The organism is Acinetobacter terrestris (assembly GCF_004331155.1).
Taxonomy (GTDB): Bacteria; Pseudomonadota; Gammaproteobacteria; order Pseudomonadales; family Moraxellaceae; genus Acinetobacter; species Acinetobacter terrestris.
Map to the genome: position 1 here is coordinate 70,787 of NZ_SJNZ01000004.1, position 26,972 is coordinate 97,758.

26 protein-coding genes and 4 tRNA genes are annotated in these 26,972 nt (G+C 42.6%); 12 read left to right on the plus strand and 18 right to left on the minus strand.

Translation table 11 applies throughout. The features are described 5' to 3' along the window. The first annotated feature begins 1 nt into the window (after position 1). The 3 genes from E0H81_RS03670 to E0H81_RS03680 are packed head-to-tail and all read left to right on the plus strand — an operon-like array spanning position 2 to position 1,208. Positions 2–523: a Na+/H+ antiporter subunit E gene (locus E0H81_RS03670; RefSeq protein ID WP_131316610.1), complete on the plus strand. Its 522-nt coding sequence runs from the start codon at positions 2–4 to the stop codon at positions 521–523. Further along, entirely contained in the window at positions 520–795 is a 276-nt protein-coding gene (locus E0H81_RS03675) for a monovalent cation/H+ antiporter subunit F (protein WP_131267930.1), read from the plus strand. The genes E0H81_RS03670 and E0H81_RS03675 overlap by 4 nt, the downstream gene beginning before the upstream one ends. An 11-nt stretch (positions 796–806) precedes the next feature. Then, positions 807–1,208: a Na+/H+ antiporter subunit G gene (locus tag E0H81_RS03680; RefSeq protein WP_131267931.1), complete on the plus strand. Its 402-nt coding sequence runs from the start codon at positions 807–809 to the stop codon at positions 1,206–1,208. 80 nt (positions 1,209–1,288) lie between these two features. Here E0H81_RS03680 and E0H81_RS03685 read toward each other — a convergent pair whose 3' ends face one another. From E0H81_RS03685 to tpiA, 11 genes are all read right to left on the minus strand, one after another. Next, complete coding sequence (locus E0H81_RS03685) at positions 1,289–1,780, minus strand: hypothetical protein (RefSeq protein ID WP_131316612.1); 492 nt, start codon at positions 1,778–1,780, stop codon at positions 1,289–1,291. Positions 1,781–1,944: 164 nt separating this feature from the next. After that, positions 1,945–2,349 (minus strand): ribosome-binding factor A, encoded by a 405-nt coding sequence (locus E0H81_RS03690; RefSeq protein ID WP_131267933.1) that lies wholly within the window; start codon positions 2,347–2,349, stop codon positions 1,945–1,947. Beyond that, complete coding sequence (gene infB / locus E0H81_RS03695) at positions 2,349–5,048, minus strand: translation initiation factor IF-2 (protein ID WP_131316614.1); 2,700 nt, start codon at positions 5,046–5,048, stop codon at positions 2,349–2,351. The genes E0H81_RS03690 and infB overlap by 1 nt, the downstream gene beginning before the upstream one ends. A 10-nt stretch (positions 5,049–5,058) precedes the next feature. Continuing rightward, positions 5,059–6,543, minus strand: coding sequence for a transcription termination factor NusA (gene nusA / locus E0H81_RS03700; RefSeq protein ID WP_131316616.1), 1,485 nt, complete (start codon positions 6,541–6,543; stop codon positions 5,059–5,061). Positions 6,544–6,582: 39 nt separating this feature from the next. Further along, on the minus strand, positions 6,583–7,107 hold the full coding sequence (gene rimP / locus E0H81_RS03705; protein ID WP_131316618.1) for a ribosome maturation factor RimP: 525 nt from the start codon (positions 7,105–7,107) through the stop codon (positions 6,583–6,585). A gap of 211 nt (positions 7,108–7,318) precedes the next feature. Then, positions 7,319–7,395: transfer RNA gene (locus tag E0H81_RS03710), tRNA-Met, on the minus strand. A 92-nt stretch (positions 7,396–7,487) separates the two neighbouring features. Then, positions 7,488–7,564 (minus strand) — tRNA-Met (locus E0H81_RS03715). A 71-nt stretch (positions 7,565–7,635) separates the two neighbouring features. Next, a tRNA-Met gene (locus E0H81_RS03720) sits at positions 7,636–7,712 on the minus strand. Between the two features lie 46 nt (positions 7,713–7,758). Next, a tRNA-Leu gene (locus tag E0H81_RS03725) sits at positions 7,759–7,843 on the minus strand. A 53-nt stretch (positions 7,844–7,896) separates the two neighbouring features. Further along, positions 7,897–8,226: a preprotein translocase subunit SecG gene (secG, locus tag E0H81_RS03730; RefSeq protein WP_131316620.1), complete on the minus strand. Its 330-nt coding sequence runs from the start codon at positions 8,224–8,226 to the stop codon at positions 7,897–7,899. A 13-nt stretch (positions 8,227–8,239) separates the two neighbouring features. Further along, entirely contained in the window at positions 8,240–9,031 is a 792-nt protein-coding gene (gene tpiA / locus E0H81_RS03735) for a triose-phosphate isomerase (RefSeq protein WP_131316622.1), read from the minus strand. Between the two features lie 281 nt (positions 9,032–9,312). Between tpiA and pilB the strand changes: the two genes are divergently transcribed. From pilB to coaE, 4 genes are read left to right on the plus strand one after another with little or no spacing between them, the layout of a single operon-like run. Then, the gene (pilB, locus tag E0H81_RS03740; RefSeq protein ID WP_131316624.1) at positions 9,313–11,025 is read left to right on the plus strand and encodes a type IV-A pilus assembly ATPase PilB; all 1,713 of its coding nucleotides are present in this window, start codon (positions 9,313–9,315) and stop codon (positions 11,023–11,025) included. Positions 11,026–11,054: 29 nt separating this feature from the next. Further along, entirely contained in the window at positions 11,055–12,281 is a 1,227-nt protein-coding gene (locus tag E0H81_RS03745; protein ID WP_131316626.1) for a type II secretion system F family protein, read from the plus strand. Then, the gene (locus tag E0H81_RS16310; protein ID WP_131316628.1) at positions 12,281–13,141 is read left to right on the plus strand and encodes a prepilin peptidase; all 861 of its coding nucleotides are present in this window, start codon (positions 12,281–12,283) and stop codon (positions 13,139–13,141) included. Before E0H81_RS03745 ends, E0H81_RS16310 begins: the two co-directional genes overlap by 1 nt. Before the next feature lie 15 nt (positions 13,142–13,156). Next, entirely contained in the window at positions 13,157–13,771 is a 615-nt protein-coding gene (gene coaE / locus E0H81_RS03755) for a dephospho-CoA kinase (protein ID WP_131316630.1), read from the plus strand. On the opposite strand, the gene E0H81_RS03760 is transcribed toward coaE, so the two are convergent. The 3 genes from E0H81_RS03760 to ppnP all read right to left on the minus strand — a co-directional run bounded on the left by E0H81_RS03760 (position 13,768) and on the right by ppnP (position 15,921). After that, positions 13,768–14,685, minus strand: coding sequence for a DMT family transporter (locus tag E0H81_RS03760; RefSeq protein WP_131316632.1), 918 nt, complete (start codon positions 14,683–14,685; stop codon positions 13,768–13,770). The two genes, coaE and E0H81_RS03760, sit on opposite strands and share 4 nt — an antisense overlap. Before the next feature lie 31 nt (positions 14,686–14,716). After that, positions 14,717–15,466, minus strand: a complete 750-nt coding sequence (gene rlmB / locus E0H81_RS03765) for a 23S rRNA (guanosine(2251)-2'-O)-methyltransferase RlmB (protein ID WP_131316634.1) — start codon at positions 15,464–15,466, stop codon at positions 14,717–14,719. Between the two features lie 131 nt (positions 15,467–15,597). Continuing rightward, positions 15,598–15,921, minus strand: coding sequence for a pyrimidine/purine nucleoside phosphorylase (gene ppnP, locus E0H81_RS03770; RefSeq protein ID WP_067866108.1), 324 nt, complete (start codon positions 15,919–15,921; stop codon positions 15,598–15,600). A 758-nt stretch (positions 15,922–16,679) separates the two neighbouring features. On the opposite strand from ppnP, the gene recN reads away from it, so the two are divergent. The 3 genes from recN to ruvX all read left to right on the plus strand — a co-directional run bounded on the left by recN (position 16,680) and on the right by ruvX (position 19,451). Beyond that, the gene (recN, locus tag E0H81_RS03775; RefSeq protein ID WP_131316636.1) at positions 16,680–18,341 is read left to right on the plus strand and encodes a DNA repair protein RecN; all 1,662 of its coding nucleotides are present in this window, start codon (positions 16,680–16,682) and stop codon (positions 18,339–18,341) included. A gap of 119 nt (positions 18,342–18,460) precedes the next feature. After that, positions 18,461–19,015 (plus strand): YqgE/AlgH family protein, encoded by a 555-nt coding sequence (locus E0H81_RS03780; RefSeq protein WP_131316638.1) that lies wholly within the window; start codon positions 18,461–18,463, stop codon positions 19,013–19,015. Further along, positions 19,008–19,451 carry a Holliday junction resolvase RuvX gene (gene ruvX / locus E0H81_RS03785; RefSeq protein ID WP_131316640.1) on the plus strand — a complete coding sequence of 148 codons (444 nt, stop codon included), beginning with the start codon at positions 19,008–19,010 and terminating at the stop codon, positions 19,449–19,451. The genes E0H81_RS03780 and ruvX overlap by 8 nt, the downstream gene beginning before the upstream one ends. 96 nt (positions 19,452–19,547) lie before the next feature. On the opposite strand, the gene E0H81_RS03790 is transcribed toward ruvX, so the two are convergent. From E0H81_RS03790 to E0H81_RS03800, 3 genes are read right to left on the minus strand one after another with little or no spacing between them, the layout of a single operon-like run. Further along, a complete protein-coding gene (locus E0H81_RS03790) occupies positions 19,548–20,555 on the minus strand; it encodes an HlyD family secretion protein (protein WP_131316642.1) in 1,008 nt (335 codons plus the stop codon). A gap of 46 nt (positions 20,556–20,601) precedes the next feature. Continuing rightward, a complete protein-coding gene (locus tag E0H81_RS03795) occupies positions 20,602–20,808 on the minus strand; it encodes a DUF1656 domain-containing protein (protein WP_131316644.1) in 207 nt (68 codons plus the stop codon). A gap of 2 nt (positions 20,809–20,810) precedes the next feature. Further along, on the minus strand, positions 20,811–22,898 hold the full coding sequence (locus E0H81_RS03800) for an FUSC family protein (RefSeq protein WP_131316647.1): 2,088 nt from the start codon (positions 22,896–22,898) through the stop codon (positions 20,811–20,813). Between the two features lie 482 nt (positions 22,899–23,380). Between E0H81_RS03800 and E0H81_RS03805 the strand changes: the two genes are divergently transcribed. Further along, positions 23,381–24,154, plus strand: a complete 774-nt coding sequence (locus E0H81_RS03805) for an IclR family transcriptional regulator (RefSeq protein WP_131316649.1) — start codon at positions 23,381–23,383, stop codon at positions 24,152–24,154. A 210-nt stretch (positions 24,155–24,364) separates the two neighbouring features. Here E0H81_RS03805 and E0H81_RS03810 read toward each other — a convergent pair whose 3' ends face one another. Then, the gene (locus E0H81_RS03810) at positions 24,365–24,982 is read right to left on the minus strand and encodes an alpha-ketoglutarate-dependent dioxygenase AlkB family protein (protein WP_131316651.1); all 618 of its coding nucleotides are present in this window, start codon (positions 24,980–24,982) and stop codon (positions 24,365–24,367) included. A gap of 149 nt (positions 24,983–25,131) precedes the next feature. Between E0H81_RS03810 and E0H81_RS03815 the strand changes: the two genes are divergently transcribed. Next, positions 25,132–26,934, plus strand: a complete 1,803-nt coding sequence (locus tag E0H81_RS03815) for an ABC transporter ATP-binding protein (protein WP_131316653.1) — start codon at positions 25,132–25,134, stop codon at positions 26,932–26,934. Positions 26,935–26,972 lie beyond the last annotated feature (38 nt).

Sequence of the window (26,972 nt, forward strand, 5' to 3'; positions counted from 1 at the left end):
CATGAAAAAAATATCGTTCTGGGAAAACTGGCTACCTCATCCATTTGTATCTGTGATAGTGGCTTTAAGCTGGATCATGCTGACACATAGCCTGGATGCTGCAACACTGCTTATGGCATTGCTGCTCGGGATTCTGATTCCGCGTCTGGTACAACCCTTTATTAGCCGTACTCCCGATATCAACTGGATATTGGCTTTAAAGCTGTTCTTTGTGGTGTTGTGGGATATTATTATTTGTAATATCAAAGTGGCTAAGCTGGTCCTTGGACCGACACGCAACCTGCATCCCAAATGGTTTCGCGTGCCTTTAGAGACCCAGCATGAACAGGTCAATGTATTGCTCGCACTGATTATTACGACCACGCCGGGTACAGTAACTGCAGGAATTGACGATGCTCGTGGTGATATTCTGGTGCATGCTTTAAGCACAGATGATTCCGACACTGACATTCTCGAAATTAAAAATCGTTATGAAAAAGTACTCATGGCTATTTTTGCTGTGGAATTAGGAGAAGATTCATGACCATTTTGCCTTATGCACTCGGCATATGTATGGTAGCCATCACCATCTCGATGTTTCTTTGCCTGGTCCGTTTAGTCGTGGGTCCATCCATTGTGGATCGTCTTTTAGCCCTAGATACACTGTTTCTGAATGCCACCTGCCTGGTGGTGATTCTGGGCATTTATTGGGCAAGTAGCTCCTTATTTGAAGGGGCTTTACTGGTTGCCATGCTGGGCTTCGTGTCTACTGCAGCCCTGGCCCGCTACTTTACTACTGGTCATGTCGTAGATTAGGAGAAACAGTAATGCAACTTGTGATGGAAATCCTGGTCTCAATTTTTTTAATGATTGGCTCATTTTTTATGTTGGTCGGTGGCATTGGTATGGTTCGCCTGCCCGATTTATTTATGCGTCTGCATGCTCCGACAAAATCCAGCACCTTAGGACTAGGCAGCTTTTTAATCGCTGCGATGATTTTTTCAGCATTTCACGGACGTTTTGGCTTTGCTGAAATTTTATTGACACTATTGGCATTCATTACCGCACCCGTATCTGCAAATTTAATGGCTCAAGCTGCTCTGCACCTGCGTTTACGTTCAACCAGTGGTGAAGTCCCAGAAGCGTTAGAACGTCCCTTACCTTGGCAACGAACCCGTCGTCGCCCACCTAATAAAGACAATAACGACTCCCATGATGATCTAAGCTGAAATCGGACTGAGCTTGAATAAAGAATTTTTTACTTCAAATTATCACTCAGTTGAAATTACAGTAGACTGAGTAGATTTAATTAATTTTCAGCCAAAATTTTAGTCTTTTCTTTTTCAAATTCCTGTTTAGTAAGAACATCATCATCTAATAATTTTTTTAAGGCTTTAAGTTTCTCATATTTATCTACTATGAGATTATTATTTCCATTTTCAGCTTTTTCAATACACTCAAACACCAGTTCTATTCGTGGAAAATTTCCTAAGATACAGGGAGGCTTTGCAGCAGTTTCAGTAAGACCGTGCATGGCTTTATTTTTACGTTCACAAAAAGTAATGGATGCGTGTTCCGCATTTTCTCGCACAGTCTGGAGTGATACAAAACCTGTAGCTGCTTTCCGGAAAATACGATATGACTCTTCACTATTTTTTATTGGCCGATCCAATATCACAGTTGTTCCACCGAAAACTGCATTTTCAAATGGGGACTTACTTTTTGAAGCCGATTGAATAGGCGGTACAGTTGCGCAACTGGAAACAAGAAGCACAGAAACGATAAAAAACAGCTTATTCATAATATTATATTTCAAGCAATTGAATGGAATGTCATCAAACCTTTTAAATGACCTGTAAATTATTTATATAATTAATTTATTTAAAAACAATAATAAAAGTATTAACTCATTAAAAATTATCTAAATAAAAAAGCCACCCGAAGGTGGCTTTTTTATTACATCAATTATTCATCATCTTGCTTTGCTTCAGCAGGCGGTAAATCCTTCACTGCTTCTGCAATCAGACCAAACATATAATTGCCGTAAGCATTGGTTTTGTCATAATGGAAACGCAAACGTGGCGTAATACGTGTCTTGATCCGACGACTCAATTCGTGACGCAAGAACCCAGATGCTTTATTTAAAACATCTAGCGTTTCTTTATTTGCGGCTTCGCTTTGGTCATCACCAAGTTCACGACCCATTACAGTCACATAAACTTCGGCATATCCTAAGTCTGCGCTAACTTTCACCGCAGAGATGGTCACCAGACCACCTAAGCGTGGATCTTTAAGCTCTTGACGAATCAGTTCAGACAACTCGCGCTGAACTGTATCACCCATACGCTTAAGACGCTGACTACCCGCCATTAAAGACTCCGTTTAATCAATTGAACATCGTACACTTCGATCTTATCGAGTGCTTTGATGTCTTTATAGCCTTTCACCGCAAGACCACATTCCATACCGGCACGAACTTCTTCAACCACTTCTTTAAAGCGACGAAGAGATTCAAGCTCACCCTGGAACACAACCACGTCATCACGTAATACGCGAATCGGTTTATTACGATGCAACATACCTTCAAGAACCATACAGCCCGCAGCTGCACCGAATTTGCTTGAGTGGAACACTTCACGTACTTGAGCCACACCCAGAATCGTTTCACGATGCTCAGGAGCCAACTTACCGCTCATCGCTGCTTTCACGTCATCAATCAATTCATAGATGATGCTGTAGTAACGAATATCAATGCCGTCTGCATCCGCTTTTTGACGTGCAGTCGTATCAGCACGTACGTTAAAGCCAAGCAGAACTGCTTCAGAAGATTCAGCAAGCGTAACGTCTGATTCAGTGATTGCACCAACGCCCGAACCGATTACACGTACACGAACTTCATCTGTTGCCAATGCTTGCAAGGCTACAGTCAATGCTTCCAAGGTACCGCGTACATCAGTTTTAAGTACAACGTTCACATAAGGAACATCTTTTTTGCCCATAGACGCCATGATGTTTTCAAGACGCATTGCAGATTGACGCTCAAGACGTTTTTCACGTTCACGAGCCATACGTGCATCAGCCACTTCGCGTGCTTTTTTCTCATCGTTTACAACAAGGACTTCGTCACCCGCCATTGGCGCTTCAGGAAGACCCAGGATTTCTACTGGAATCGAAGGACCTGCAGATTTAATACGTTTACCGTTTTCATCTACCATCGCACGAACACGACCGTAAGATGCACCGGCAAGGACTAAATCACCTACATTCAATGTACCGTTTTGTACAAGAATAGAAGCAACAGCACCACGATCTTTGTCTACACGGGCTTCAATCACAACACCTTGCGCAGCACCTTCTTCAGATGCTTTCAATTCAAGCATTTCTGATTGAATTGAAATAAGGTCAAGCAGCTCATCGATACCTTGACCAGAATGTGCAGAAACCATTGCCACTGGTACGTCACCGCCCCATTGTTCAGGTACGATCTGTTTAGCAGTCAATTCATTCAATACGCGATCTGGATCGGCAGATTCTTTATCCATCTTGTTAATTGCAACAATGATTGGCGTACCTGCAGCACGAGCATGATCAATTGCTTCTGCAGTTTGTGGCATTACACCATCATCAGCAGCAACAACCAGAACCACGATATCAGTCGCTTTGGCACCACGTGAACGCATTGAAGTAAACGCTGCGTGTCCCGGTGTGTCCAAGAAAGTGATAATGCCTTTATCGGTTTTAACGTGATATGCACCGATATGCTGGGTGATACCGCCCGCTTCGCCCGCAGCCACTTTGGTACGGCGAATACGGTCAAGAAGCGATGTTTTACCATGGTCAACGTGACCCATGATGGTTACAACTGGTGCACGAGTGGTTTGAACGCCACGCGCTTCTTCAGCTGCTTCAAGTAAGTTATCTTCAGCTTGAGTATCAGAAACTAGAACAGGGTTATGACCCATTTCTTCAACCACAAGTGCAGCAACTTCTTGCTCAATCGCTTGGTTCTGAGTCACAAGCTCACCCATTTTCATGAGTGATTTGATTACTTCACGAACCTTGATCGCCATTTTTGCAGCTAAGTCAGCGACAACAATGGTTTCACCAATTTCAACATCATAAATTTGTTTCTTAACTGGTTTTTCAAAGCCATGCTTGTTGCCTTGGCTGGTTTTCAAACCACGTTTAGGCTGTTTACTGAAGCTTTGCTCTTCTTGACCACGACGTCCACCTTTTTTCGGTGCACGTGCAGTTGGCGTATTGGTACCACGTTTGATTTCGCGGTCTTCTTTCGCAAATGAATCTTCATAAGCCTGACCAACAAGACCAGCTGCCAAAGGTGCATCATCAACAACACGGATGGTTGCTGTAGTGTCTTCTGCTGAGTACTTAGTCGCCATTTGACGCATTTGTTCAAGCGTACGCTGTTGCGCTTCTTCAGCCGACTTACGACGTGCTGCTTCTTCAACTGCTTTTAATTGCGCTGATTGAGCTTCACGTACTTTTTTCTGTTCAGCTGTTTCAACTTGCTTAACCGTTTGTTTTACAATCGGCTTGTTGTTTGACTTGCGTGTCACGACAACAGCAGCTTTAGATACTTCTTGCTTGTCGCTGGTTTGCTTCGCAGCGGCGCGCATAGCTTCTAAGGCTTTACTCGCGTTATTTACACCAATTTTTGGAGCATCAGCAGTTTTCGCTACTGTAGTTTGCTCAGGTGCAGCTTTAGCTTGCTCGGCTTTAGCCAATGCTTCTGCTTTGATCTGTTCAGGATCGGGCTTAACAAATGTATGCTTCTTACGAACTTCTACATTAATTGTTTTCGCCTTACCTGATGTACTGGCTACTTTAGCAGTACTGGTTGTTTTACGTTTCAACGTGATTTTTCCTGCATGCCCATCGTCTTGACCATGAAGTTTCTTCAAATGGCTAACGAGGGTATTTTGTTGTTCAGTGGAAATAATATCTTCAGCTTTACGTTGCGGTAAGCCTGCGTCACGAACCTGCTCTAGGAGCTTCTCAACTGGACGTTCTACGCTGAGAGCTAACTCTTTAATCGACTTGTCCGTCATATATTTCCTCCTAGTTAAACCATGATTCGCGCGCTTTCATAATAAGTTGACCTGCTTTTTCAGCACCCAAACCTTCAATATCTTCAATATCGTCAGTCGCCTGGTCAGCCAAATCATCTACTGTTACCACACCGCGAGCTGCAAGTGCATACGCGATTTCCTGTGTCATCCCAACCATTGCAACGAGTTCTGCACTTGGTTCTTGGATGTTTTCTTGTTGTTTTAATGCATCTGCCAATGTAATTTCTTTCGCACGGCTTTGCAATAATTCAACAGTTTCAGCATCGAGTTCAATTTCATCGAATGTTTCAGCTGGAACATAAGCAATCTCTTCAAGCGAAGTAAAGCCCATTTCAACCAAAGCCATTGCCAAATCTTCTTCAATATCAAGACGTGTTACAAACATGTCGAGGTATTGCTGAGCTTCATTTTGTTGACGCGCGTAGAATTCTTCTTCGAGCATCATATCCAATTTGTAGCCAGTCAATTCAGATGCTAAACGAACATTTTGACCTTGTGAACCAATGGCACGTGCCAACTGATCCGTTGCAGCGAAAATGATATCGGCGCTATGAGCATCTTCATCAATCACAATACTGGATACATCTGCAGGCTCTAAAGCACTTGCAATGTACTGTGCTGGATCATCAGACCATACCACCACATCAATACGTTCACCGTTCAATTCTGATTGCACTGCCTGGATACGTGTACCACGCATACCAATACAAGCACCAACAGGATCAATACGATGATCGTTCGTTTTCACAGCGATTTTAGCACGAACACCTGGCTGGCGTGCAGCTGCTTTAATTTCGATGATTTCTTCAGAAATTTCAGGAATTTCTTTCTTCATCAAAGCAATCAGCATTTCAGGACGCGCACGTGACAATAATAATTGTGCACCACGACCTTCACGGTTCACGCTATATAAAATGGCGCTCATACGTTGCTTAGGGCGAAGAATTTCTTTAGGAATCATTTCTTCACGAGCAAGATATGCTTCAGCATTTTCACCCAAGTCAATAATAAAGCCATCTTTGGTTTGTTTTTTCACTTCACCGTAGATGAGTTCACCGACTTTAGATTCGTAAGCATCAGCAATTAAAGCACGTTCAGCTTCACGAATTTTTTGCACAATTACTTGTTTTGCAATTTGTGCAGCAATTCGACCGAAATCAATCGATTCAACTTCAAGCTCACGAATGTCGCCAATTGACCATTGTTCCGGGTCCAGATCCGAAATCGCATCCTGACAAGCAGGCATTTCGTGATCTTCGTCAGCTACCACTTCCCATTGACGGAAAGTACGGTAATCACCGGTTTTACGATCGATTTCCACACGTAAACGTGCTTCTTCTGCATGGGTGCCTTCGTAAAATTTCTTTTTAGTCGCAGCAACTAAAGCTTGTTCAAGCGCTTCAAAAATTGCATCACGACTTACACCTTTTTCGTTACTAACCGTTTCTACTACGGTAAGAATTTCACGAGCCATAAGTCACCTATTCGTTCAGATTCTTATTGATTGAATGAATTAATCTTGAAAGATCAAATTTGATTTGTCGATATTGTGACTGTCGATTTCAAGTACCTGTTGATTTTCCACTTCGACTTGAATAATTTCATTCTCAAGATCAACAGCAATCAGTTTCGCTTGGAATTTACGACGGTTCTCTACAGCACTGATCAGACGTAAAGCAATTTGCTGCCCAATATAGGCAGGCATTTGCGCAAGTTGAAAGAAAGGACGATCCCAACCTGGAGAAGACACTTCAAGTGAGTATTCGCCAGAAATTGGATCATGCACGTCAAGCATTGCACCTACTTGCTGGGTTACGCGAACACAGTCTTGTACGCCAATGCCCTGACCTTGTTCAGACTCACCATCTTCATTCATAACAGGTTGCGTGTTATTTTCGTTGGTTTTATCAATATAGATACGCAATAAAGAACGCTTACCCTGAGGAACAAATTCAATTCCCCAAAGATCTACATTACAAGCTTGCACTGCAGGAGTTATAAGGTCTTGGAGTGCTTGAGTTTTATTTGATAGCTTCATTTACTCTCGTCATTGTTGTGCGATTCAATGGTCAATATGACCAGTTCAGACTAACTCAACTATATTAGTAGTGAAACATGACAATTTGACCAATGGATGTCGACACTACACGATAGCCAATAAAAAAGGGCGTAATCGCCCCTGTGTACACAGAAAAACCAAAGTCCACTGTGCAAAAAGGCCCACCATGTTTGTGAGCCTTTTAGAAACTTGGTAGCGGGAGCTGGATTTGAACCAACGACCTTCGGGTTATGAGCCCGACGAGCTACCAGACTGCTCCATCCCGCAACAACGTGCAAAAATTATATACAATTCACTGAGCATTTTCAATCAAAAAATGTTCAATGGTTGCTTGATTAAGTTGCACCCTAATCAAAAAGTGGTAGCGGGAGCTGGATTTGAACCAACGACCTTCGGGTTATGAGCCCGACGAGCTACCAGACTGCTCCATCCCGCAACAACATGCAAAAATCAATCACCATTTAAATATTATTTAAATCGCCTATTTAGTTTGCTTCTAAATAGTATTGGTAGCGGGAGCTGGATTTGAACCAACGACCTTCGGGTTATGAGCCCGACGAGCTACCAGACTGCTCCATCCCGCATCAACAGATTTGCTGCACACACCAACTTATGTTCTGGATTACAAGTTGGTGCGGAAGGGGGGACTTGAACCCCCACGCCCGAAGGCACTACCACCTCAAGGTAGCGTGTCTACCAATTCCACCACCACCGCAGCTGTGTCGCATTCTAGTAGCATCAAACCCAAAAAGAAAGGACTAAATCAGCTTATTCGCCAGTTTTCGGTGCGACTGGCGAAGTTTCACTCGAATTTACCGGCGCAGTCGTGGTGGTTTGCACTGATTTCAAGCTATAAGCATCTGTAGTTTGTTTTTTGGCAAACACGGCTAAAGTTAAGCTGGTGACAAAGAATAAAGCCGTCAAAACGCCAGTTAAGCGAGTCATGAAATTCGCTGAACCTGAAGCACCAAATACAGTTGCAGCACCGCCGCCGCCAAATGATGCGCCTGCATCTGCACCTTTACCATGTTGTACCAGAATCAATACAATCATTAAAATGGCTAAGATAATATGTACTACCAGCACAAAAGTTTGCATGCTGAACTCCTAATTATTTTGTATTTGCAAAAGCCTGAGCTATTTTATAGAAAGACTCTGCATTTAAAGATGCACCGCCAACCAGCGCACCATTAATATCCGGACAGGCGGCCAACTCTACTGCATTTTCAGCCTTAACACTACCGCCATACAAAATGGCGATGCTTGAACCGAACGATGTAATTTGAGTTAAGCCTTCACGAATTTTGGCATGCATAGCCTGTGCATCTTCGGGTGAAGCTGTTCTACCGGTGCCAATTGCCCAAATCGGTTCATAGGCAATCACAATTTTTTGCCACTGTTCAGCTTGAACCACTGCGGCAATATCACAAATTTGTTGTAAGACCACCTGCTCTGCCTGACCATTTTCACGTTGTTCCAGGCTTTCACCTACACAGTAAATGATGGTTAATCCTGCATTTAAGGCATTTTTAACTTTTTCATTCAATATAGACGCAGTTTCGCCAAAAATTTCACGACGCTCCGAATGACCAATCAGTACAAAATCAATCTGATGATCTTTGAGAAGTTCAGCGCTCACTTCACCGGTATATGCCCCCGTACCGGCAATACGCGAAACATCCTGCGCAACGCTATAAACAGGTCGCACTGCACTGGCCAATTCCTGCTGAACACCGGCCAAGGCAAGCATGCTAGGCGCAACCCCTAAATGACAATTTTCTTCTTTAATTTCATTATTTTGCAATAATTCTTTAAAACCATTTACCAGCGCTTTGGCGTCTGCCTGCATTGGGTTCATTTTCCAATTGCCAACAACCCAAGGAGTAATAGCCGAACCCGACATACAGTAACCTATTAAAAACAATTCATTTAACCGCGCACATTCTACACGGAATTCAGTATTTTTTAGAAAATTTTCATATGGCTTTTTTTACACCATGCTTAATTTTTGCAACTCATCAGCCTATTCTTGAGAAAAACTTCTGCATGTAATTACGACTGGTTCAAAGTTTTATCTGATATTAAGTAGATGACAACGTTTTCAGATATGGTATTTTTATATAACAAAAGTATAATTTAAAGATACCAATTATAAACAAATTGATTGAGCAGGCATATTAAAGCATGGCAGCATTACAAGGTTCACCAAGATTCACTGGTTTTATTCGCCGTTTGGTTGAAGATGGCTTAGTTTCTGCTGAAAACATGCAGAATGCAGTATTAAGTGCAAAAAAAGCCAATCAAGATATTGTTCCTTTTCTTATTGATCAATTAAAAATTCCCTCCTTGGATATTGCAGAAAAAATTTCTCAAGAGTTTGGGGAACCACTATTCGACCTTAGTGTTTATGATTCCGCACAAATTATCCGTGAAGGCATCGATGAAAAACTGATTAGCAAACATCGTGTGCTGCCTATTTTTAAACGCGGCAATTTATTGTATGTTGCCACCAGCAATCCAACCAATATGGATGCTATGGATGCGATCCGCTTCAGTAGTAAAATGAATATTGAAGCGGTAATTGTTGAACATCAAAAATTAACAAAACTGATTGAACAAAACTTTACTGAAGCAGATACATTTGAATTCTCAGATGATGATATTGATTTAAATCTAGAACAAGAGGATCTCAGTCAAAAAGAAGATGATGACAATGATCAACAGGCTGACGAAGCACCGATTGTTAAATACATTAATAAATTACTGATTGATGCGATTCGCATGGGCGCGTCTGACTTACATTTTGAACCTTATGAAAAAAGTTATCGGGTTCGTTATCGCGTCGATGGTGTTCTACGCCAAATTGCCAACCCACCCTTGCAACTGGCAACACGTTTAGCTTCACGTTTAAAAGTAATGTCGCAGATGGATATTTCTGAAAAGCGCTTACCGCAAGATGGACGGATTAAACTAAAGCTTTCCAAAAGCAAAGCCATCGACTTCCGTGTCAACTCATTACCCACCTTGTTTGGTGAAAAATTGGTACTGCGTATTCTTGATCCATCCAGTGCGATGCTGGGTATTGATGCATTGGGCTATGAACCCGAGCAAAAAGAATTATTTATGCAAGCGCTGGACAAACCGCAAGGTATGCTCCTCATTACAGGTCCGACAGGTTCCGGTAAAACCGTTTCTTTATATACTGGTTTGAATATTCTTAATCGTGAAGATACCAATATTTCTACCGCCGAAGATCCGGTGGAAATTAACCTGGAAGGAATTAATCAGGTCAACGTTAATGCTAAAGTGGGCTTAACCTTCTCTGCAGCCCTCAAGTCATTCCTGCGTCAGGATCCTGATATTGTGATGGTCGGTGAGATTCGAGATTTAGAAACAGCGGAAATTGCCATTAAAGCCGCTCAGACAGGTCATATGGTAATGTCCACACTCCACACCAACAGCGCTCCTGAAACATTGACGCGCTTAAGGAATATGGGTGTACCTTCCTTTAATATTGCCACCTCTGTAAACCTGGTGATTGCACAACGTTTAGCTCGACGTCTATGTCCACAATGTAAAATTCCTGCTGATGTTCCCGAACCAAGCTTACTGGAAATGGGATTTAAAGAAGAAGATCTTAAACATTCAGATTTTCAGGTTTATCAGCCAGTCGGCTGTTCAGAATGCCGTGAAGGTTATAAGGGTCGTGTCGGTATTTATGAAGTAATGAAAGTGACACCTGAAATTTCAAAAATTATTATGGAAGATGGCAATGCACTTGAAATTGCTGCAGCATCTTTAAGATCGGGGTTTAATAATTTACGTCGTTCAGGATTAATCAAGGTCATGCAGGGGGTGACTTCTCTTCAAGAAGTCAATCGTGTGACTAGCGAATAGATCAAGCATTTAAAAATAAGGATAAATTCATGGCTGTCAAAAAAGCACAGATGATGCCAACCTTCAGTTATGAAGGGGTTGATCGTAAAGGGGAAAAACTTAAAGGAGAATTACCTGCACGTAATATGGCACTTGCCAAAGTGACCTTACGCAAGCAAGGAATTACCATTAAGACGATTCGGGAAAAGAGAAAAAATATTCTCGAAGGCTTAATGAAAAAAAAGGTATCTACACTCGATATCACCATTTTCACCCGCCAACTCGCTACCATGATGAAAGCTGGTGTACCTTTGGTGCAAAGCTTTGAAATTGTTGCTGAAGGACTTGAAAATCCATCTATGCGTGAAGTGGTGCTCGGCATTAAAGGTGAAGTTGAAGGCGGTAATACCTTTGCAGGCGCCCTTAAAAAATACCCTCAACATTTTGACAATCTTTTTTGTTCACTGGTTGAGTCCGGTGAACAGTCCGGTGCATTGGAAACCATGCTTGACCGGGTCGCAATCTATAAAGAAAAAAGTGAACTTTTAAAACAAAAAATTAAAAAAGCCATGAAATATCCTATGGCTGTGATTGTGGTTGCCCTAGTGGTCACAATTATCTTGATGGTGAAAGTGGTTCCCGTATTCCAAGATTTGTTTAGTTCATTTGGTGCAGACTTACCCGCATTCACAAAAATGGTGGTGAATATGTCTGAATGGATGCAGAAATACTGGTTCGTTCTGATTATTGCCATTGGCGCCATGATTGCAGGTTTTCTGGAAGCAAAAAAACGCAGTAAAAAATTCCGTGATTTCCTCGATAAAGCAGCACTCAAAGCGCCTATTTTTGGTGACTTGGTTTATAAAGCCATTATCGCGCGTTATAGTCGAACTTTAGCGACCACCTTTGCTGCCGGTGTACCCCTGATTGATGCATTAGAGTCTACCGCTGGTGCAACCAACAACTGCGTCTATGAAGAAGCGGTCATGAAAATTCGCGATGATGTTGCCACAGGTCAACAACTGCAATTTGCCATGCGTGTAACCAACAGATTCCCATCCATGGCCGTACAAATGGTCGCAATTGGTGAAGAATCAGGTGCGCTAGACAGCATGCTGGATAAAGTAGCCACCCATTTTGAAAATGAAGTCGATAATGCCGTCGACGGCCTAACTTCAATGATGGAGCCGTTAATTATGGCTGTACTTGGCGTCCTTGTCGGTGGTCTAGTGATCGCCATGTACCTCCCAATCTTCCAAATGGGTTCTGTCGTTTAATGCAAGAATTTATCTCTTATTTTATTAATAACCCAACTGCACTTTATCTTGCAGTTGGGCTTTTTAGTCTCTGTATTGGCAGTTTTCTGAATGTCGTCATCTACCGCACACCCAAGATGATGGAGCAAGAATGGCGTAGCGATTGCCAACTGTTTTTGCATCCTGAACAGCCGATCATTGATGAGTCTAAACTTACCCTAAGTAATCCTGCATCTACGTGCCCTCAATGCCAAACTGAAATTCGCTGGTATCAAAATATTCCTGTCATCAGTTGGCTTGCTTTACGCGGTAAATGCGGTTCATGCCAAAATCCAATCAGCATGCGTTATCCACTGATTGAACTGCTCACTGCCGTATGTTCATTGGTGATCGTTGCAGTATTTGGTCCAACCCTACAAATGCTCTTTGGTTTGCTGTTGACTTGGATCCTTATTACACTGACCTTTATTGACTTTGATACCCAGCTTCTACCGGATCGTTATACCCTCACCTTAGCAGCACTGGGTCTGGGTATTAATAGCTACGCCATCTATATCTCTCCTACCTCTGCAATCTGGGGCTATATTATTGGCTTCTTGTGTCTCTGGATTGTGTATTACCTGTTTAAAATCATCACCGGTAAGGAAGGTATGGGCTATGGAGATTTCAAACTTCTCGCTGCTTTAGGTGCCTGGATGGGTCCTTTAATGCTGCCTTTGATTGTGCTACTTTCATCCATGGTAGGCGCAATTATTGGCATTATTCTGCTGAAAATACGTAAAGAAAACCAGCCTTTTGCTTTTGGTCCTTATATTGCCATTGCGGGCTGGATTGCGTTTATTTGGGGTGAGCAGATTATGAAAGTCTATTTAGGGCAATAATTTTTAGGTGAGTACATGACTTTTATCTTGGGTTTAACAGGTGGTATTGGTAGCGGAAAATCTGCAGCGAGTACATGGTTTGAAGCCCAAGGAATCACCGTTGTGGATGCCGATATTGTGGCACGCGAGATTGTAGAAAAAGGACAGCCGGCGTTGAAGCAAATTCACGCAGCTTTTGGGGGTTGGGTGCTTTTAGACAATGGAGAACTGAATCGCCGTGCTTTACGTGAACATATTTTTAAAGATCCGAACGCACGCAAAGTACTGGAAAGCATCACCCATCCAGCGATTCGCCAGTCGATTATTCAACAACTTAAAGCTGCAACCAGCCCTTATGTCATTCTGGTTTCTCCACTGCTATTTGAAACCAATCAACATGAATTGACTGATCATAGCTTGCTCATTGATGCGACTGAAGAGTTACAAATTCAGCGCGCCAGCCAACGTGATGGACAATCGATTGAACAAATTCAGAAGATTATTCAGGCACAAATGCCACGTCAAAAGAAACGCAGCCTAGCCAATGATATCGTGCTGAATGATGGACATCTTGACCATTTATACAGTCATTTAAAGCCGCTGCATAATACTTATTTACAACGCAGCAAGCAAAAAAAAGCAGTCGATTAAGACTGCTTTTTTTGTTGATCCAGTCGCTGCTGCAAACTGTCTTTATGCATGATCCAGCGCCATGGTTGCAAAGCGCCAATCGCCATACCGATCAAGCCACAAATAATCGCCAGACTTAAGGGTTCACCTAATAGCGGTACAGCGAGAACTGCTGCCATAAAAGGCGCCAAAGTCACAATACTGCCAGTCTTAAATGCACCTAAACGCTTAATGGCTTCCACATAAGTCAGTGTCGCCACAATCACCACAAAAATGCCGTGAAAAATCACCTGCATCAGTAAATGCACCGGCTCAGGTTCAGTTAAATTTTTTGGTAAAAATATTAAATAAATCGGCACATAAACGATTGCAGACCAGATTGCGACACCGGCCATGGAATGCCATGCAGAAAGCTTCCATTGACGGAGTAATACGGTAAATACCCCCCACCAGATTGCGCTCAACAAAAACAGCAGGTCGCCAAAACTAAAGGCGATACCTGTTTCCTGATACATTAAGAAGCTCATTGCACTGATTGCAGCAAGCATAATGATCAGGCTGATCCAGGTATGTTTATCAAAAGACTGTTTAAACAGAAAAAATGCGGCAAGCGCTGTACATAGAGGAAGACAGCCATTTAGAAAGATGGCTGCATGGGCTGCAGGCACATAGTGAAATGCGCTGTATGAAGTCAAACAGTATCCGACCCCACCAATCATCGCCAAAAGAAAGGGCTCTTTTTTCCATAAAAAGGCCAGGTCTTTTTTATAGATCAGGATCGGCATTAAAATACAGAATGCCAGAGCGAAACGTAAAGCCGTGATATCCCAAGCGCTAATTCCCCACTGTGCATTTAAGCGGGACGTAATGGTAAATCCCCCCCAGATACACATGGTAATGGCGACATAGAGATAACCTTGGGACCGGGGAGACATAAACAACAACTTTTAAATTTAGATAATAAAACTACACATTACGTTGACGGCAAGCTTCATATAAAGCCATACCGGTTGCCACACTGACATTTAAACTTTGCAAGTTGCCTGCCATAGGAATGTAAACCGTTTGATCGCACTGTGACTGAGTAATTGGACGTAAGCCTGTATCTTCAGCGCCCATTACTACACACACACCTGTTCCGGTAAAATCAAACTGTTGCACCGGTAAAGCTTTCTCATCCAGCATGGTGCCGACAACCCGTACATTGAATTCATCTTTGATGTTACTCAAGGTACGTGCAAGATTGGTCACTTGAATAAACTTCACTTTCTCTGCGCCGCCTGCAGCAATTTTACGTGCTGTCGGGGTTAAGCTTGCAGAACGGTCACGCGACACAATTACCGCTTCAACACCCATTGCGGCTGCGGTACGGATACACGCCCCCAGATTATGTGGATCAGTAACCTGGTCTAAAGCCAACAACAGCACTTGAGGATTTTGTTTCAGTAAATCATCCAGATCCTGTTCATTCAGGGTTGGATGAGGACGAACAGCGGCAACCACACCCTGATGAAAAGGCTGACCTGCCAATTTTTCCAGTTTTTCACGACTAGCCTGTTGCACACTGATGCCAAAAGGATCTGCCAAAGCCAAGACGTTTTTTAAACGCTGATCGTCACGACCTTTTAGTGTAAATAAAGTAAGTACACGCTCTGGCTCAAGCTCAAGTAATGACTCCACTGAGTGAACGCCATAAAAATATTCGGTTTTTGCCATGAACGGCCTCTAAAATGTGTGTATACAATGCAAAAAAGAAAAATCCTGCAAAGCTGACTTTACAGGATTGATGCTTAAATCTAGTTTAACTGATTCAGGCTAAAATTTCTTTGCCTTAATCCGACTTATGCCTAGCCTTCTAAATGGCAAACATAATCCAGGACTTCATCAGTCTCGATTTTAAAACGGCTATTGCCTGGGACATAAAAAGACTGTCCTGCACGGAACAATTCACTCTCGATTTTATCCGCGATTTGCACACGACATTCGCCTGAAATAATTTCCATACGTTCAGGGACATGCGTTTCGAAAGTCAGTGCCTGTTCAGTTGGTAAAATCACCCCTAAAGTCTTTTTTGTGCCATCTTCGAATTGCACGGTATGACTAATACATGAACCGCCGAAATAAACATTCGATTTTTTGATAACAGAAACATGATCAAACTGATTTGACATGCGTATTCTCCAGATAATGCGCATTTATAATTTTTGATTGATGTAGTTTAAAGAGCTGCATTCAACTAATCAATCGGTGTTTCATACGGCTAAATCAATATTTTACAAATTGTTGCAGTTATTTTCCTGCATCAATAAAAGCAAGATTTAACACGAGTTTGCGAGAGTCTAAATCAACCTTAGCAGAAGCACAAATAAGTTTTTGTACTTCATCGACTAAAGGTCTATCTACTTTTCCAAGTAGCAAATCTTGTACCAAAACAATGACTATCAACCCAACAATTTTCTATTCATCCAAAGCTGGGTTGGCTGGCTGAGTTCAGTATTTAAACCTCAGCCCTAAAGACTTTCTGATAAATACCGATCAATGATGTGCCTCGACAGATATTTAGTCATTTTCCTATCATCCTGAAGCATGGTTTCAATAGAATGAAAAATAGCGCAGCATAAAAATATTTCTGAAATTAACCACCTATACAGATAAAAACACGTAGATTATTTGAATATGACGGACATAGGTTGATCTGCGTTAGACTACCTTCTGGCATGTTCGGCTAGCTGTAACCGATAGCGTAGTAATAGTGAATTCAATTGCAGCAGATGTTGTTTTTATAGCGTATCTTGGGTAAAAGGTATTTTCATCTTGAATATCAGGTAAAATAGTGATGTTTTACGTCATCTTAAAATAAAAGCTGGCTTGTGACCAAAACAAAATTTCACTATCTTAGATTAAAACTTTTCGCAGCTCGGATGCGTTTATGCTGACACACTTAACTCTGATCAACTTTGCTTTAGCCGATCATTTAGCCATTGATATTGAACCCGGTTTCAATGTCCTGACCGGCGAGACAGGTGCGGGTAAATCTTTATTACTGGATGCCCTGTCTGCCTGTTTGGGTGAGCGCACCGATACCAATTACGTCCGTTTTGGCTCCGATAAAGCCGATGTTACCGCCGTTTTTAGTTATAAAGAACAAAGTCCCGAAGCTGAATGGCTGAAAGCACACGAGTTGGATGATGAATCTGGCGAGATTCATTTGAGACGGGTGATTTTTGCCACGGGCCGCAGTAAAGCCTGGATTAACGGTCGCCCAAGCAGCTTGGCTGAACTGAAAGAACTTGGTCGTTTACTGGTGCAACTGTATAGTCAGCACAGTCAGCAACAATTACTGGAACATCCTTATCCCAAGCACTGGCTAGACCGTTACAACAACTTTTATCAGCCTGCACAAGATGTCCGTGATGCCTATAGCAGCTGGCAAAAAGATATTCGCCAGCATCAGGCTGCCTTGGATGCGCAAGCGACCCGTAAACAACGGATCGAAACCTTGGAATTACAGCTTGAAGAACTCGAAGAAATTACTCACATTGACTATAAAGAGATTGAGCAAGAGTTCGACCGTTTAAGCCATCATGAACATATTATGCTGGATTGTAGCTATAGTTTAAATGCGCTGGATGAAGCAGAACCCAATATCACCCAGGAAGTCTCTTCAATCATTCGCCGCCTTGAAACGCATGCCGGTCGAAGTGAGCAACTCGCAGAAATTTACAATTCATTAGTAAATGCGCAAAGTGAGCTTGCTGATGCGACGGCAAATTTACATCTATTTATTGACCGTCAAAGTTTTGATCCTGAACGTATGGAAGAGCTCAATTCGCAACTGGAAATCTTTCACCGTTTAGCACGTAAATACCGTAGCCAACCTGAAACATTGAAGGAAGAATATGAGGTCTGGCAGGCTGAACTTGAACAGCTGCATCAGCTGGAAGATCCTGAGACTTTAGCTGAACAGGTAGAATTGTCGCATCAAGACTTTTTAGCCAAGGCCCAACACCTCGATCAGATTCGCCGTGAAGCAGCAAGTCCTTTGGCTAAAAAATTGACAGAACAGGTAAAACAACTGGCATTACCTGAAGCCTATTTTGAATTCAGGTTTGAACCTTTGGAACAGGCGTCATCGGAAGGACTTAGCTTTATTCAACTGATGTTTACTGCAAACAAAGGCATTCCAGCACAACCCTTGGCACGTGTTGCATCCGGTGGAGAACTGTCACGTATTGCGCTGGTCATGCAGGTGATGAATGCAGAAAAAACTGAATCTGAAGTTTTGGTGTTCGATGAAATTGATGTCGGGATCAGTGGCGGTACCGCAGAAATGGTCGGACGCTTGCTGGCAGATTTAGCCCAGCATGTACAAATTTTATGTATTACCCATCAGGCCCAAGTGGCGGCACAATCCGATCAACACTTGCTGGTGAAGAAACGCCAAACGGATCCTGCAAGTAGTACCATTATTGACCTGAGCGAAGAACAACGGATTGATGAGCTGGCGCGCATGACCGGCGGTGTCGAAATTAATGATACGACCCTGCAACATGCCAAGCAATTACGCCAGCTTAAGTTTCATCAGGTATAAGGTTGTAAGGTAGATCACAAAAAATGATGGGTGAAACTCAATTAGTTGAGTAAGTTGCTTATAAAAGCATTATTATTAATTTAATCAGATTTTTTGACTTTAAGGGGGGAATGGCTTAGATGACTAAACAGTATCTGACACATCGCTGTCTGATTGCACCTCCTGATTCAGCCGATGATTTTTTTGCCAATACGGTTATTTATTTGGCACGACATGATGAAGATGGCGCTCAAGGCATTATCATTAACCGCCCTTCTGGTCTTTCAATCAAAGAGTTATTGAATGACTTGGAAATTGAAGCGGATAATGTCAATCCCCACGAGGTATTACAGGGTGGGCCGTTACGTCCGGAAGCAGGCTTTGTGCTGCATACCGGTCAGCCGACCTGGCATTCATCCATTGCGGTGGGTGAAAATGTCTGCATCACTACATCTAAAGATATTTTAGATGCCATTGCACATAACGAAGGTGTTGGACGTTATCAAATTGCCTTGGGTTATGCGAGTTGGGGCAAAAACCAGCTTGAAAAAGAACTGGCACGTGGCGACTGGCTCATCTGTGATTCAGATATGGATTTAATTTTTAACTTACCTTATGACGACCGCTGGGATGCTGCCTATAAAAAAATGGGCGTAGACCGCAATTGGCTTTCATCAGAGATTGGACATGCCTGATTTATCACAACCTCAACTGATTATGGCATTCGATTTTGGTACACAGAAAATGGGCATGGCGGTCGGTCAATCACTGATTGAAAGTGCCAATCCCCTGGCCCTGTTTCCGATGAAAGATGGGATTCCCAACTGGGATGAGTTACTGAAAATTGTGAAACAGTATCAACCGAGCTTATTTTTAGTCGGTCTGCCGCTGAATATGGATGATAGCGAATCTGAACTTTCGGCACGTTCACGCAAGTTTGCCCGCCGTTTGCGTCATCAGACCAATATTGAAACCTTGATGGTGGATGAGCGTTTAACCACCCGTGAAGCACGGGATGAACTGGGTCATTATCAAGCCCAAGGCCGTGCAAAAAAACTGTCTGCAGATAGTGTTGCGGCTGCGCTTTTTATTGAAAGCTGGTATCGCAATCCTGAAGGGCTTACGCCTTAATGTTGTAAACTGCATTAATTCAAAAAAGCCATTCAAAACTGAATGGCTTTTTTAATGGCTTAGATTCTAAGACGAGTTCAATAAAGATAAACGCCATTACTGGGCGGATTTTTCAATATGAATGGTTGCAGTACGCCCTGCCACAAAAGCCAATTCATTTTTCGGCATTTCATCCAGTACAATTTTCACCGGCACGCGCTGTGCCAAACGCACCCAGCTAAAAGTTGGATTTACATTGGCCAGCAGTCCAGAGGTCGAGGTGCGTTCACGGTCTTCAATCCCTGAAGCAATCCCCTGTACATGACCTTTTAACTTTTCGGAATCACCCATCATTTGAATGCTTGCAGGCGCACCCACATAAATTTTATTCAACTTGGTTTCTTCAAAATACCCCACAATATATAGCTGCTGACGGTTGACCAGTGCTGCAACCGCTTGCCCCACTTTGACATAATTGCCTTGCTGCAGTTCAAAATTGGATAAGGTGCCATCGGCAGGTGCAACCACTTCAGAGCGATTCAGATTCAGTTGGGTCAGATGCAGATTACTGGTCGCCACTTCAATGAGCGCTTTCTGCTGCACGATGTTGGCCTTGGCCTGTGCAATAGCTGCAAGCATTTGTTCATGTTCTGCATGCGACTGATCACGAGTTGCAAACATCTGCTCCTGTTCTTGTTTGGAAATCGCGCCATCCATCAGGTTGGAATAACGATTGGCATTTTTATCTGCCCAGTTAATATTTGCTTCAGACTTCACCACATTGGCTTGAGCTTGCGCCAACTCTGCTTCGGCTGCAGCTAAACCGGCTTTGGCTTTGGCTAAATCAGATCTGGCATGCTCGACATCAATAGCTTGACGGGCGACATCAATTTTAAACAGCACCTGCCCTTTTTTAACGCTCTGGTTATCTTGTACCAAGACCTCAGTTACCAGACCCGAAACATCCGAAGACACCTGAATCACATCACCGCGTACCCGCCCATCACGCGTCCATGGTTCGGAATTGTAATAGTTCCAGATATGAATAATGGCGAAAATCGCGAGGAGCGCCACCACCAGCAAAACAATCGGTCGGATTATTTTGCGTAGATCAAAGGATGTCATTTCAGGTTTACCTCATTCATTTCAATTTGGGAAATAGCGATGTTGATTAGATGGCATACAGAATAAACAGCCAATGCACCAGAAAAAGCAGCACAATATACAGGCACAAATTGAATATGCCCGGCCATGCGATCCAGCCCTGATCAACCAGCCGATCAGTTCCCATCATGACGATTTTAAGCAGCACATACGCAAGAATGCTCTGAATTAAAAGGATCGGGACATAGACCCCATAAAGATTAAGTTCGCCCATGCTTAGCTCCCTGCCAAAATGTTCTGTTCAGCCCGATTTTCTATCTCTTGATGACACAGACTGCTGCGAATATTGTTGAGTGAAATCTTCAGGCGCTGTGCGACATCGGGATTTTCCACCTCATCGGTTGCAGCCTGAACCACGGCAAGGCTATGCAATAAATGCTGTAAAATATCGGCATGTGCTCGCTGCATTTCTTTGGCACGGAAATAGTCATCTAGCGACTGCTGCAAATCTTCAATCGAAGATACAATAGCTGCCTGCTCGGGCAGTTTGTTGATCAACTCCTGCAGTCGCGTCAGGTCAATCACGGCACTGGTTTCAATTAGCGCCAAATGAATTTCTTGTTTTAAACTTTGCGACTGAACAGCGACCTTACTGTTGAGCACCCCAATCCGATCCAGCATGCTACGCAAATGCCGTTTAAACTCTGCACCATAAGACAGATACAAGGCTTTTCTGAGCGCTTTATAATGCATGGCCAAAATGCGTTGCACGGTAATATCAGGAGACATTGCCCGAACCAGGTGAATCACATAAACTGAAATTATCGGGCCAATAAGCGACCCAATAGAGGCATCAAAAAATGTAATCTGATCCAGCGCATAAGTATTCTGAAAATTCAGTCCCATCACCGTTCCCATCAACAAAGGCAGACCTAGTCCGGTTAAGGGCGGATGGGGAAATAACATCAGGCAGAAGATGATGAAGGGTGCAAGAACCAAGCCCAGTTCCCAAAAGCTGGTGACATGCGGAAAAATCCCGTAGGCATAAATAAACACCACCACCGCCGCATATATGTTGGCACGGATAAACATTTTCAATGCCGGTACCGGATTATCCATGGCAGTCAAAATACAAGCAGTGATTGCGGCCATTTCTGCCAGCATGAATCCTGCTTTCCAGCCACTTAAAATCCAGAATGCGGTCGCAATCATGATAATTATAAATGCTGAAACTCCTCCACGTACCGCCACACCATGATCCCGATGCAAACTCGGATAGCGGGTGGTTAACGGGGCAATACTTTCGGGCAGGGAATCATCGCCTTGCTGAATGCGCTGCCAAATCAGTTTCACCGCACGGACATTCTGAATAAAATGCCGAATATCCATTTTCAAGCCATTTAAAATGACTGCTTGTTCAGGTCGTGCCAATGTCACTAAAGCATCAAAATCAGAGTCAAACTGAGACGGTAAAAGATTGAGTTCATGTGGTTTGATCTCATGCTCATCTTTTAGAAATTCGGCAATATGGCCATGTACCTCTTTTAGATGGGCACGATAGCTCAGATCCATTTGATCGAGCTGTTTCATGCGCTCCGACATCGCCACCAGGTTTGCCACCAATACGGTTAATTGATGCAGCATTTCCTGCAGCGGTTTGGTCATGCCCTGAAGGCTGGATTTCTCATACGATAAATACACTGCCATCGCATGGATATCTGAGGTATCTCGGGTAATATCCCCCAACAACTGGTTGTAATGATGCAGTTGTTTCTGGTCCAGCAAGATCTGGTCAAATAATGCATTGGTATCCTGAATAGTCTTTGCAACCCGGATTTGCACAGCCGGCCCGATATGCATCGGAAAAATGGTCGTGCTGATAATCGCACTGCAGACCACCCCAACAGTGATTTCCAGAAAACGGCCAATTGCCATATCAAAGATGGACACCGTATCGGCATAATAAATAATGTTGTAGCAAATAATGACCGTGGTATAACCCGCCAGCATAGAGACATAACTGCGTGGGGTTCGGTCCAGCAGTGAAATATACAGGCAGAATCCCACCCAAGCCGCCAGGAAAAAAGTAAATAACCACGGTGTATTGATCAAAAGCGGGGTCACTGCAATTGAGACGATTGCACCCAATAAAGTTCCCAAAACCCGATAAAGACTTTTTGAAGAGGTCATGCCCGAGTAGGGGTTGGCAATCACGAACACTGTACCAATCGCCCAAATCGGATAAGCCAGATTCAAAGAAAATGCGATATAAAGTGCCAACATGCCTGCCACAAAAGTTTTAGTCGCAAAAATCCAGTCCATTCTGTTTGGACGAAATGCGAGCAATTGTTTGGTGAGCAGCATGGATTGATCTCAGATTCTGGTTTAACGCTTCACTCCACAGATTTTTTGACGACCACTCAAGTGCACGAAATATCTTAAAGACACATCGTGTAAAAAATAGACATGACTAAACATGCCATCAGAAATGATCGTCATTCAAAATGAATGGAGAAATTTTCGCATCAGGTTCTTTATGCGAAATAAAATAGGAAAAACAGTCAACCCATCCGGGCTAAAAATTCATCATTAGATATTTATTTTGGGTATTTTTTCAAAAAAACCATCGTAAGTCAATAATAATATCTCATTATGATAATATGACCAAAATTAATAAAAGATAATTAAGCCTTTGTCATTAGATTTCTCATGCTGGATATAAAATATTTTTAAATGCTGACAAATACCGCATTGCCTGCAACAAAAGCTCTGCTCTGGCTAATTTTTTGTTATAAAGTAATGCGAGTTACTTTTTCTTTTTATATGCTTTGACCAAGCGGGTACTTATGGCAATTTCTAGTTTTGGTAAGATTCTCACCGTTTTGGATCTGTTTTCGGTGTCTCGCCCTATCATTAATGTCGATATCATTAGTGAGGAATTAGGACTGTCTAAACCCACCAGTTACCGGTATTTGAAGGAACTGGTATCCTCAGAATTATTGCAGCGCTTAAGTGGCACGTCAGGTGACTATACCCTGGGTTCTAAAATTGCAGTACTGGACTATATTTCCCGTACCACCGATCCTTTGGTGCAAATTAGTATTCCATTCATGCAGCAAATTGTGGAACGTACCGAATTCGGCTGTCTGCTCACCCATCTGAATTATGATTCATGTATTGATATTCATCATGAACTGTATAAAGACATGACCACGCTGATTTATGGCCGTGGTTGCCCTCGCCCGATCTATAAAGGTTCTTCTGCCAAAGTCATTCTGGCGCATTTGCCCAAACAGCGCATTTTAGATTATTACCAGCGTTTTGTGCCTGAATTGGCTGAGGTTGGATTTGCGCATAGCGAAGAAGAATTTTTGTTGCAGATGAAACAGATTAAAAAGCAGGGCTATTATTTTTCCAATGGAGAAGTTGATCCGAATCTGGCCAGTCTTTCTATCCCGGTAAAATTTTCCAGCAAAGAACCGCCTTTGGCTTTGACCTTATTGGGCTCTAGAAATCGCTTTGAGTTTATTAATTTTCAGAAACTGGTGGAAATTTTGCAAGAAAATGCAGCCCTTATTGAGAAAAAATTTGCTGAATTATCGAGAGATGATGAGCTTTAAAATTTCGCTCAGATTCAATCAAATATCAATTTATGCGAAATAAAAGCGGTTTTAATATTGTAATATCAAACTTATTCTCATAATATGATTATTGTTCTTCATGTGGCCCATTGTATTCCATGACAATTTGAGCGACATCCTCAGAGAAAAGCTTGTGCCTATGCATGAGCTTTTTTTTGCCTTTATTTTTAGCCTGCCAAATACAGCACTTTAGAAAAAATAACGGAAAGTTAGATTAATTCGCGGCTCGTATATTCTGGTCGATTTCATTAAGGCGTGCTTCCAGTGCTGCTGTGTCTGGCCTCGCATCACAATCAACTGTCCACTGTGTAAAAGCAGATCGACTTTTGTAGCTTGGTTTTTATGCTTGAAGCTAAACTTACGTGTTGCCCCCAAACTCAAAGAAGCAATGACCGTTTCTTGTCCGGTATCGGAGATCAGTGTCGCCTCATCATCACTATGCCAGCCCAGACCCTGAGTGCCCTCCTCATACAGATTTGCCAAACATGAATTAAAACGATGCCCGACCAGTTTTTCGATATGCTGTTTTAGACGAAATAATGCCGGATTCCACACATGTGCCTGCTTAAAGGTGCCTGAATAGTGATATTGGTAATTTTCATCGCCGTACCAGGCCACTTGGCGCTTGGTAATATGATGCTGGCCAAATAAAAATACCTGATCATGTTGCCAGGCCAAATTGGCTAAAAAATACTGCAAATATTTTTCACTCTGCTCAGGCCTTAAGATCAGGCCATAATCTTCTACAATCCCGTCGCAAGGCAACAGATTGGCTTGAGCTTCCGGTGCAAACAATTCAAGGTTCATGGTCAAAAATACAGAGTCTAAAATAAATGTAAAATTCACTTTTATTTTAGCGGATTATTTCCGCTCACAATTCAAAACATTGTATGCGCTTGTGACATCAGAAAATCAGGCTTAGACTCAAATCAAGCTGAACAATAAAAAAATTGCATATGAATTTATGGCACTTATTTCAAAAACTTCGACCTTTTGTGCGTCCCTATCGCTTATTGGTCATCGCAACGCTGATTTTAACCTTGATTGGTTCCTTCACTGCACAGGTTAATGCACTGACTTTGCAATATGCGGTTGATAACATTAATCGCCTGATTGAAGCCGGTCTAGGACTCTCTGAAGGCTGGCATATCCTGATCACCATCTCTGCCATTTTACTGGGTAAGGAAGTCATCAATGCCTTTGTGCAATTTGGACAAAAATTTTATGGCGAAAAGCTGCGAATTTTTGTCTCGCAGGATTTGGCCCAGGGCATCATTGAAAAATTTCTGACCTATCGACTGGCTTTTTTTAATGAAGACAACAACCAGGCCGGTAAATTACAAACCCGGATCGACCGTGGGATTGGTTCGCTAACGCGTCTGGTGCAAATCTTCTTTATTGATATTTTACCGTTATTTACTAGTGCAATTGTAGCGCTTGGCCTGATGTTCTATGCCAATTTTTATGTCGGACTGGTGGCCTTAAGTATTGTGCCGATTTATTTCTGGCTGACCTTTAAACAAGCGCAAAAACTGGGTGGATGGCGACGTAACCTGCGTGATGGCCGTGAAAAAAAGAGCCAAGGCATCTTAAGCATTATCAACTCAATTACCGTGATTAAATCCTTTAATCGCGAATCGATTGAATCCGACAAACAGCTCAAGCTACAAAAAGAACTGACCGACAATCAGATGCAGACCCGTCAAACCAGTTTTTTATTTGATGGCTTAAAAACCTTTATCGAACAGATTGGTATTGTGTTGATCATCATTTTAACGGCGTATTTCGTACTCGATGGGCAAATGAGTATCGGCATGATTATGTACCATGTGCTGTTGTTCAATAACGTTTCAGCCCCGATTCGCTCGCTGCATCGTATTTATGATGAAGTCAATGATGCGATGATTTACTCGGAAAGCTTCTTTAAAATTCTGGAAGCCGATCATGAAATTGAGCCGAGTGGTGCACAAAAACCGGCAGTCACCGGCAAGTTTGAACTTAAAAATGTCGAATTTTATTATCCCAATGGCCATCATGCTTTAAAGAACATCAATATGGTGATTCAGCCGAACAAAATCACGGCTTTGGTCGGTTTATCCGGTGCCGGAAAATCGACATTGATCAGTTTGCTGGATAAATTCTATCAGCCTGCATCGGGACAGATTCAACTTGATGGCATCAATCTGGAAGACATCGACACGCAATATCTACGTGATCATATTGGGCTGGTGTTGCAAAAAAATCATATTTTCCAAGGTTCTATTTTTGAAAATATTCGCTATGGTAAAACCGATGCCACTATCGAAGATGTCATAACTGCGGCCCAAAAAGCCTCGATTCATGAACAGATTTTACAGCTTCCACATGCGTATGATGCAGATGCCCTGATGCTTTCAGGCGGTCAACAACAACGGATTGCGCTTGCCCGAATGTTCTTGAAAAATCCACCGATTATTTTTCTGGATGAACCGACGGCCAGTCTGGATGCGATTGCTTCGGAACAAATCAAGCAAAGTCTGGATCAAATCAAGCAAGGCCGAACCGTGATTATGATTTCACACAGTTTGTCGCAAATTATTGATGCCGATTATACCTATGTGATGAAAGAAGGTTGCATTGCCGAACACGGCGAACATGATGCGCTTTATCATCAAGAAGGCGTGTATAAAGAAATTTTTGATGCCATGGCCAAGAGCCTAAACATTGAAAAGATTGCAAAAACCTTTGAAGAAGATCCCGAGGAAGAAACGCATAGTTAGTCCTTTTTCTCGCTTAATAAATAGTTAGTCCTTTTTCT

Coding starts and splice junctions, on each gene's coding strand:
- E0H81_RS03795 (WP_131316644.1), bottom strand. CDS start 20,808: ATGGGCGAACTTAATCTTTATGGGGTCTATGTCCCGATCCTTTTAATT.
- E0H81_RS03685 (WP_131316612.1), bottom strand. CDS start 1,780: ATGAATAAGCTGTTTTTTATCGTTTCTGTGCTTCTTGTTTCCAGTTGC.
- rlmB (WP_131316634.1), bottom strand. CDS start 15,466: ATGGCAAAAACCGAATATTTTTATGGCGTTCACTCAGTGGAGTCATTA.
- ppnP (WP_067866108.1), bottom strand. CDS start 15,921: ATGTCAAATCAGTTTGATCATGTTTCTGTTATCAAAAAATCGAATGTT.
- E0H81_RS03675 (WP_131267930.1), top strand. CDS start 520: ATGACCATTTTGCCTTATGCACTCGGCATATGTATGGTAGCCATCACC.
- E0H81_RS03790 (WP_131316642.1), bottom strand. CDS start 20,555: ATGACATCCTTTGATCTACGCAAAATAATCCGACCGATTGTTTTGCTG.
- E0H81_RS03745 (WP_131316626.1), top strand. CDS start 11,055: ATGGCTGTCAAAAAAGCACAGATGATGCCAACCTTCAGTTATGAAGGG.
- coaE (WP_131316630.1), top strand. CDS start 13,157: ATGACTTTTATCTTGGGTTTAACAGGTGGTATTGGTAGCGGAAAATCT.
- infB (WP_131316614.1), bottom strand. CDS start 5,048: ATGACGGACAAGTCGATTAAAGAGTTAGCTCTCAGCGTAGAACGTCCA.
- E0H81_RS03760 (WP_131316632.1), bottom strand. CDS start 14,685: ATGTCTCCCCGGTCCCAAGGTTATCTCTATGTCGCCATTACCATGTGT.
- E0H81_RS03690 (WP_131267933.1), bottom strand. CDS start 2,349: ATGGCGGGTAGTCAGCGTCTTAAGCGTATGGGTGATACAGTTCAGCGC.
- E0H81_RS03670 (WP_131316610.1), top strand. CDS start 2: ATGAAAAAAATATCGTTCTGGGAAAACTGGCTACCTCATCCATTTGTA.
- secG (WP_131316620.1), bottom strand. CDS start 8,226: ATGCAAACTTTTGTGCTGGTAGTACATATTATCTTAGCCATTTTAATG.
- nusA (WP_131316616.1), bottom strand. CDS start 6,543: ATGGCTCGTGAAATTCTTACCGTAGTAGAAACGGTTAGTAACGAAAAA.
- ruvX (WP_131316640.1), top strand. CDS start 19,008: ATGCCTGATTTATCACAACCTCAACTGATTATGGCATTCGATTTTGGT.
- E0H81_RS16310 (WP_131316628.1), top strand. CDS start 12,281: ATGCAAGAATTTATCTCTTATTTTATTAATAACCCAACTGCACTTTAT.
- E0H81_RS03805 (WP_131316649.1), top strand. CDS start 23,381: ATGGCAATTTCTAGTTTTGGTAAGATTCTCACCGTTTTGGATCTGTTT.
- pilB (WP_131316624.1), top strand. CDS start 9,313: ATGGCAGCATTACAAGGTTCACCAAGATTCACTGGTTTTATTCGCCGT.
- E0H81_RS03780 (WP_131316638.1), top strand. CDS start 18,461: ATGACTAAACAGTATCTGACACATCGCTGTCTGATTGCACCTCCTGAT.
- rimP (WP_131316618.1), bottom strand. CDS start 7,107: ATGAAGCTATCAAATAAAACTCAAGCACTCCAAGACCTTATAACTCCT.
- E0H81_RS03800 (WP_131316647.1), bottom strand. CDS start 22,898: ATGCTGCTCACCAAACAATTGCTCGCATTTCGTCCAAACAGAATGGAC.
- E0H81_RS03680 (WP_131267931.1), top strand. CDS start 807: ATGCAACTTGTGATGGAAATCCTGGTCTCAATTTTTTTAATGATTGGC.
- recN (WP_131316636.1), top strand. CDS start 16,680: ATGCTGACACACTTAACTCTGATCAACTTTGCTTTAGCCGATCATTTA.
- tpiA (WP_131316622.1), bottom strand. CDS start 9,031: ATGTCGGGTTCGGCTATTACTCCTTGGGTTGTTGGCAATTGGAAAATG.
- E0H81_RS03810 (WP_131316651.1), bottom strand. CDS start 24,982: ATGAACCTTGAATTGTTTGCACCGGAAGCTCAAGCCAATCTGTTGCCT.
- E0H81_RS03815 (WP_131316653.1), top strand. CDS start 25,132: ATGAATTTATGGCACTTATTTCAAAAACTTCGACCTTTTGTGCGTCCC.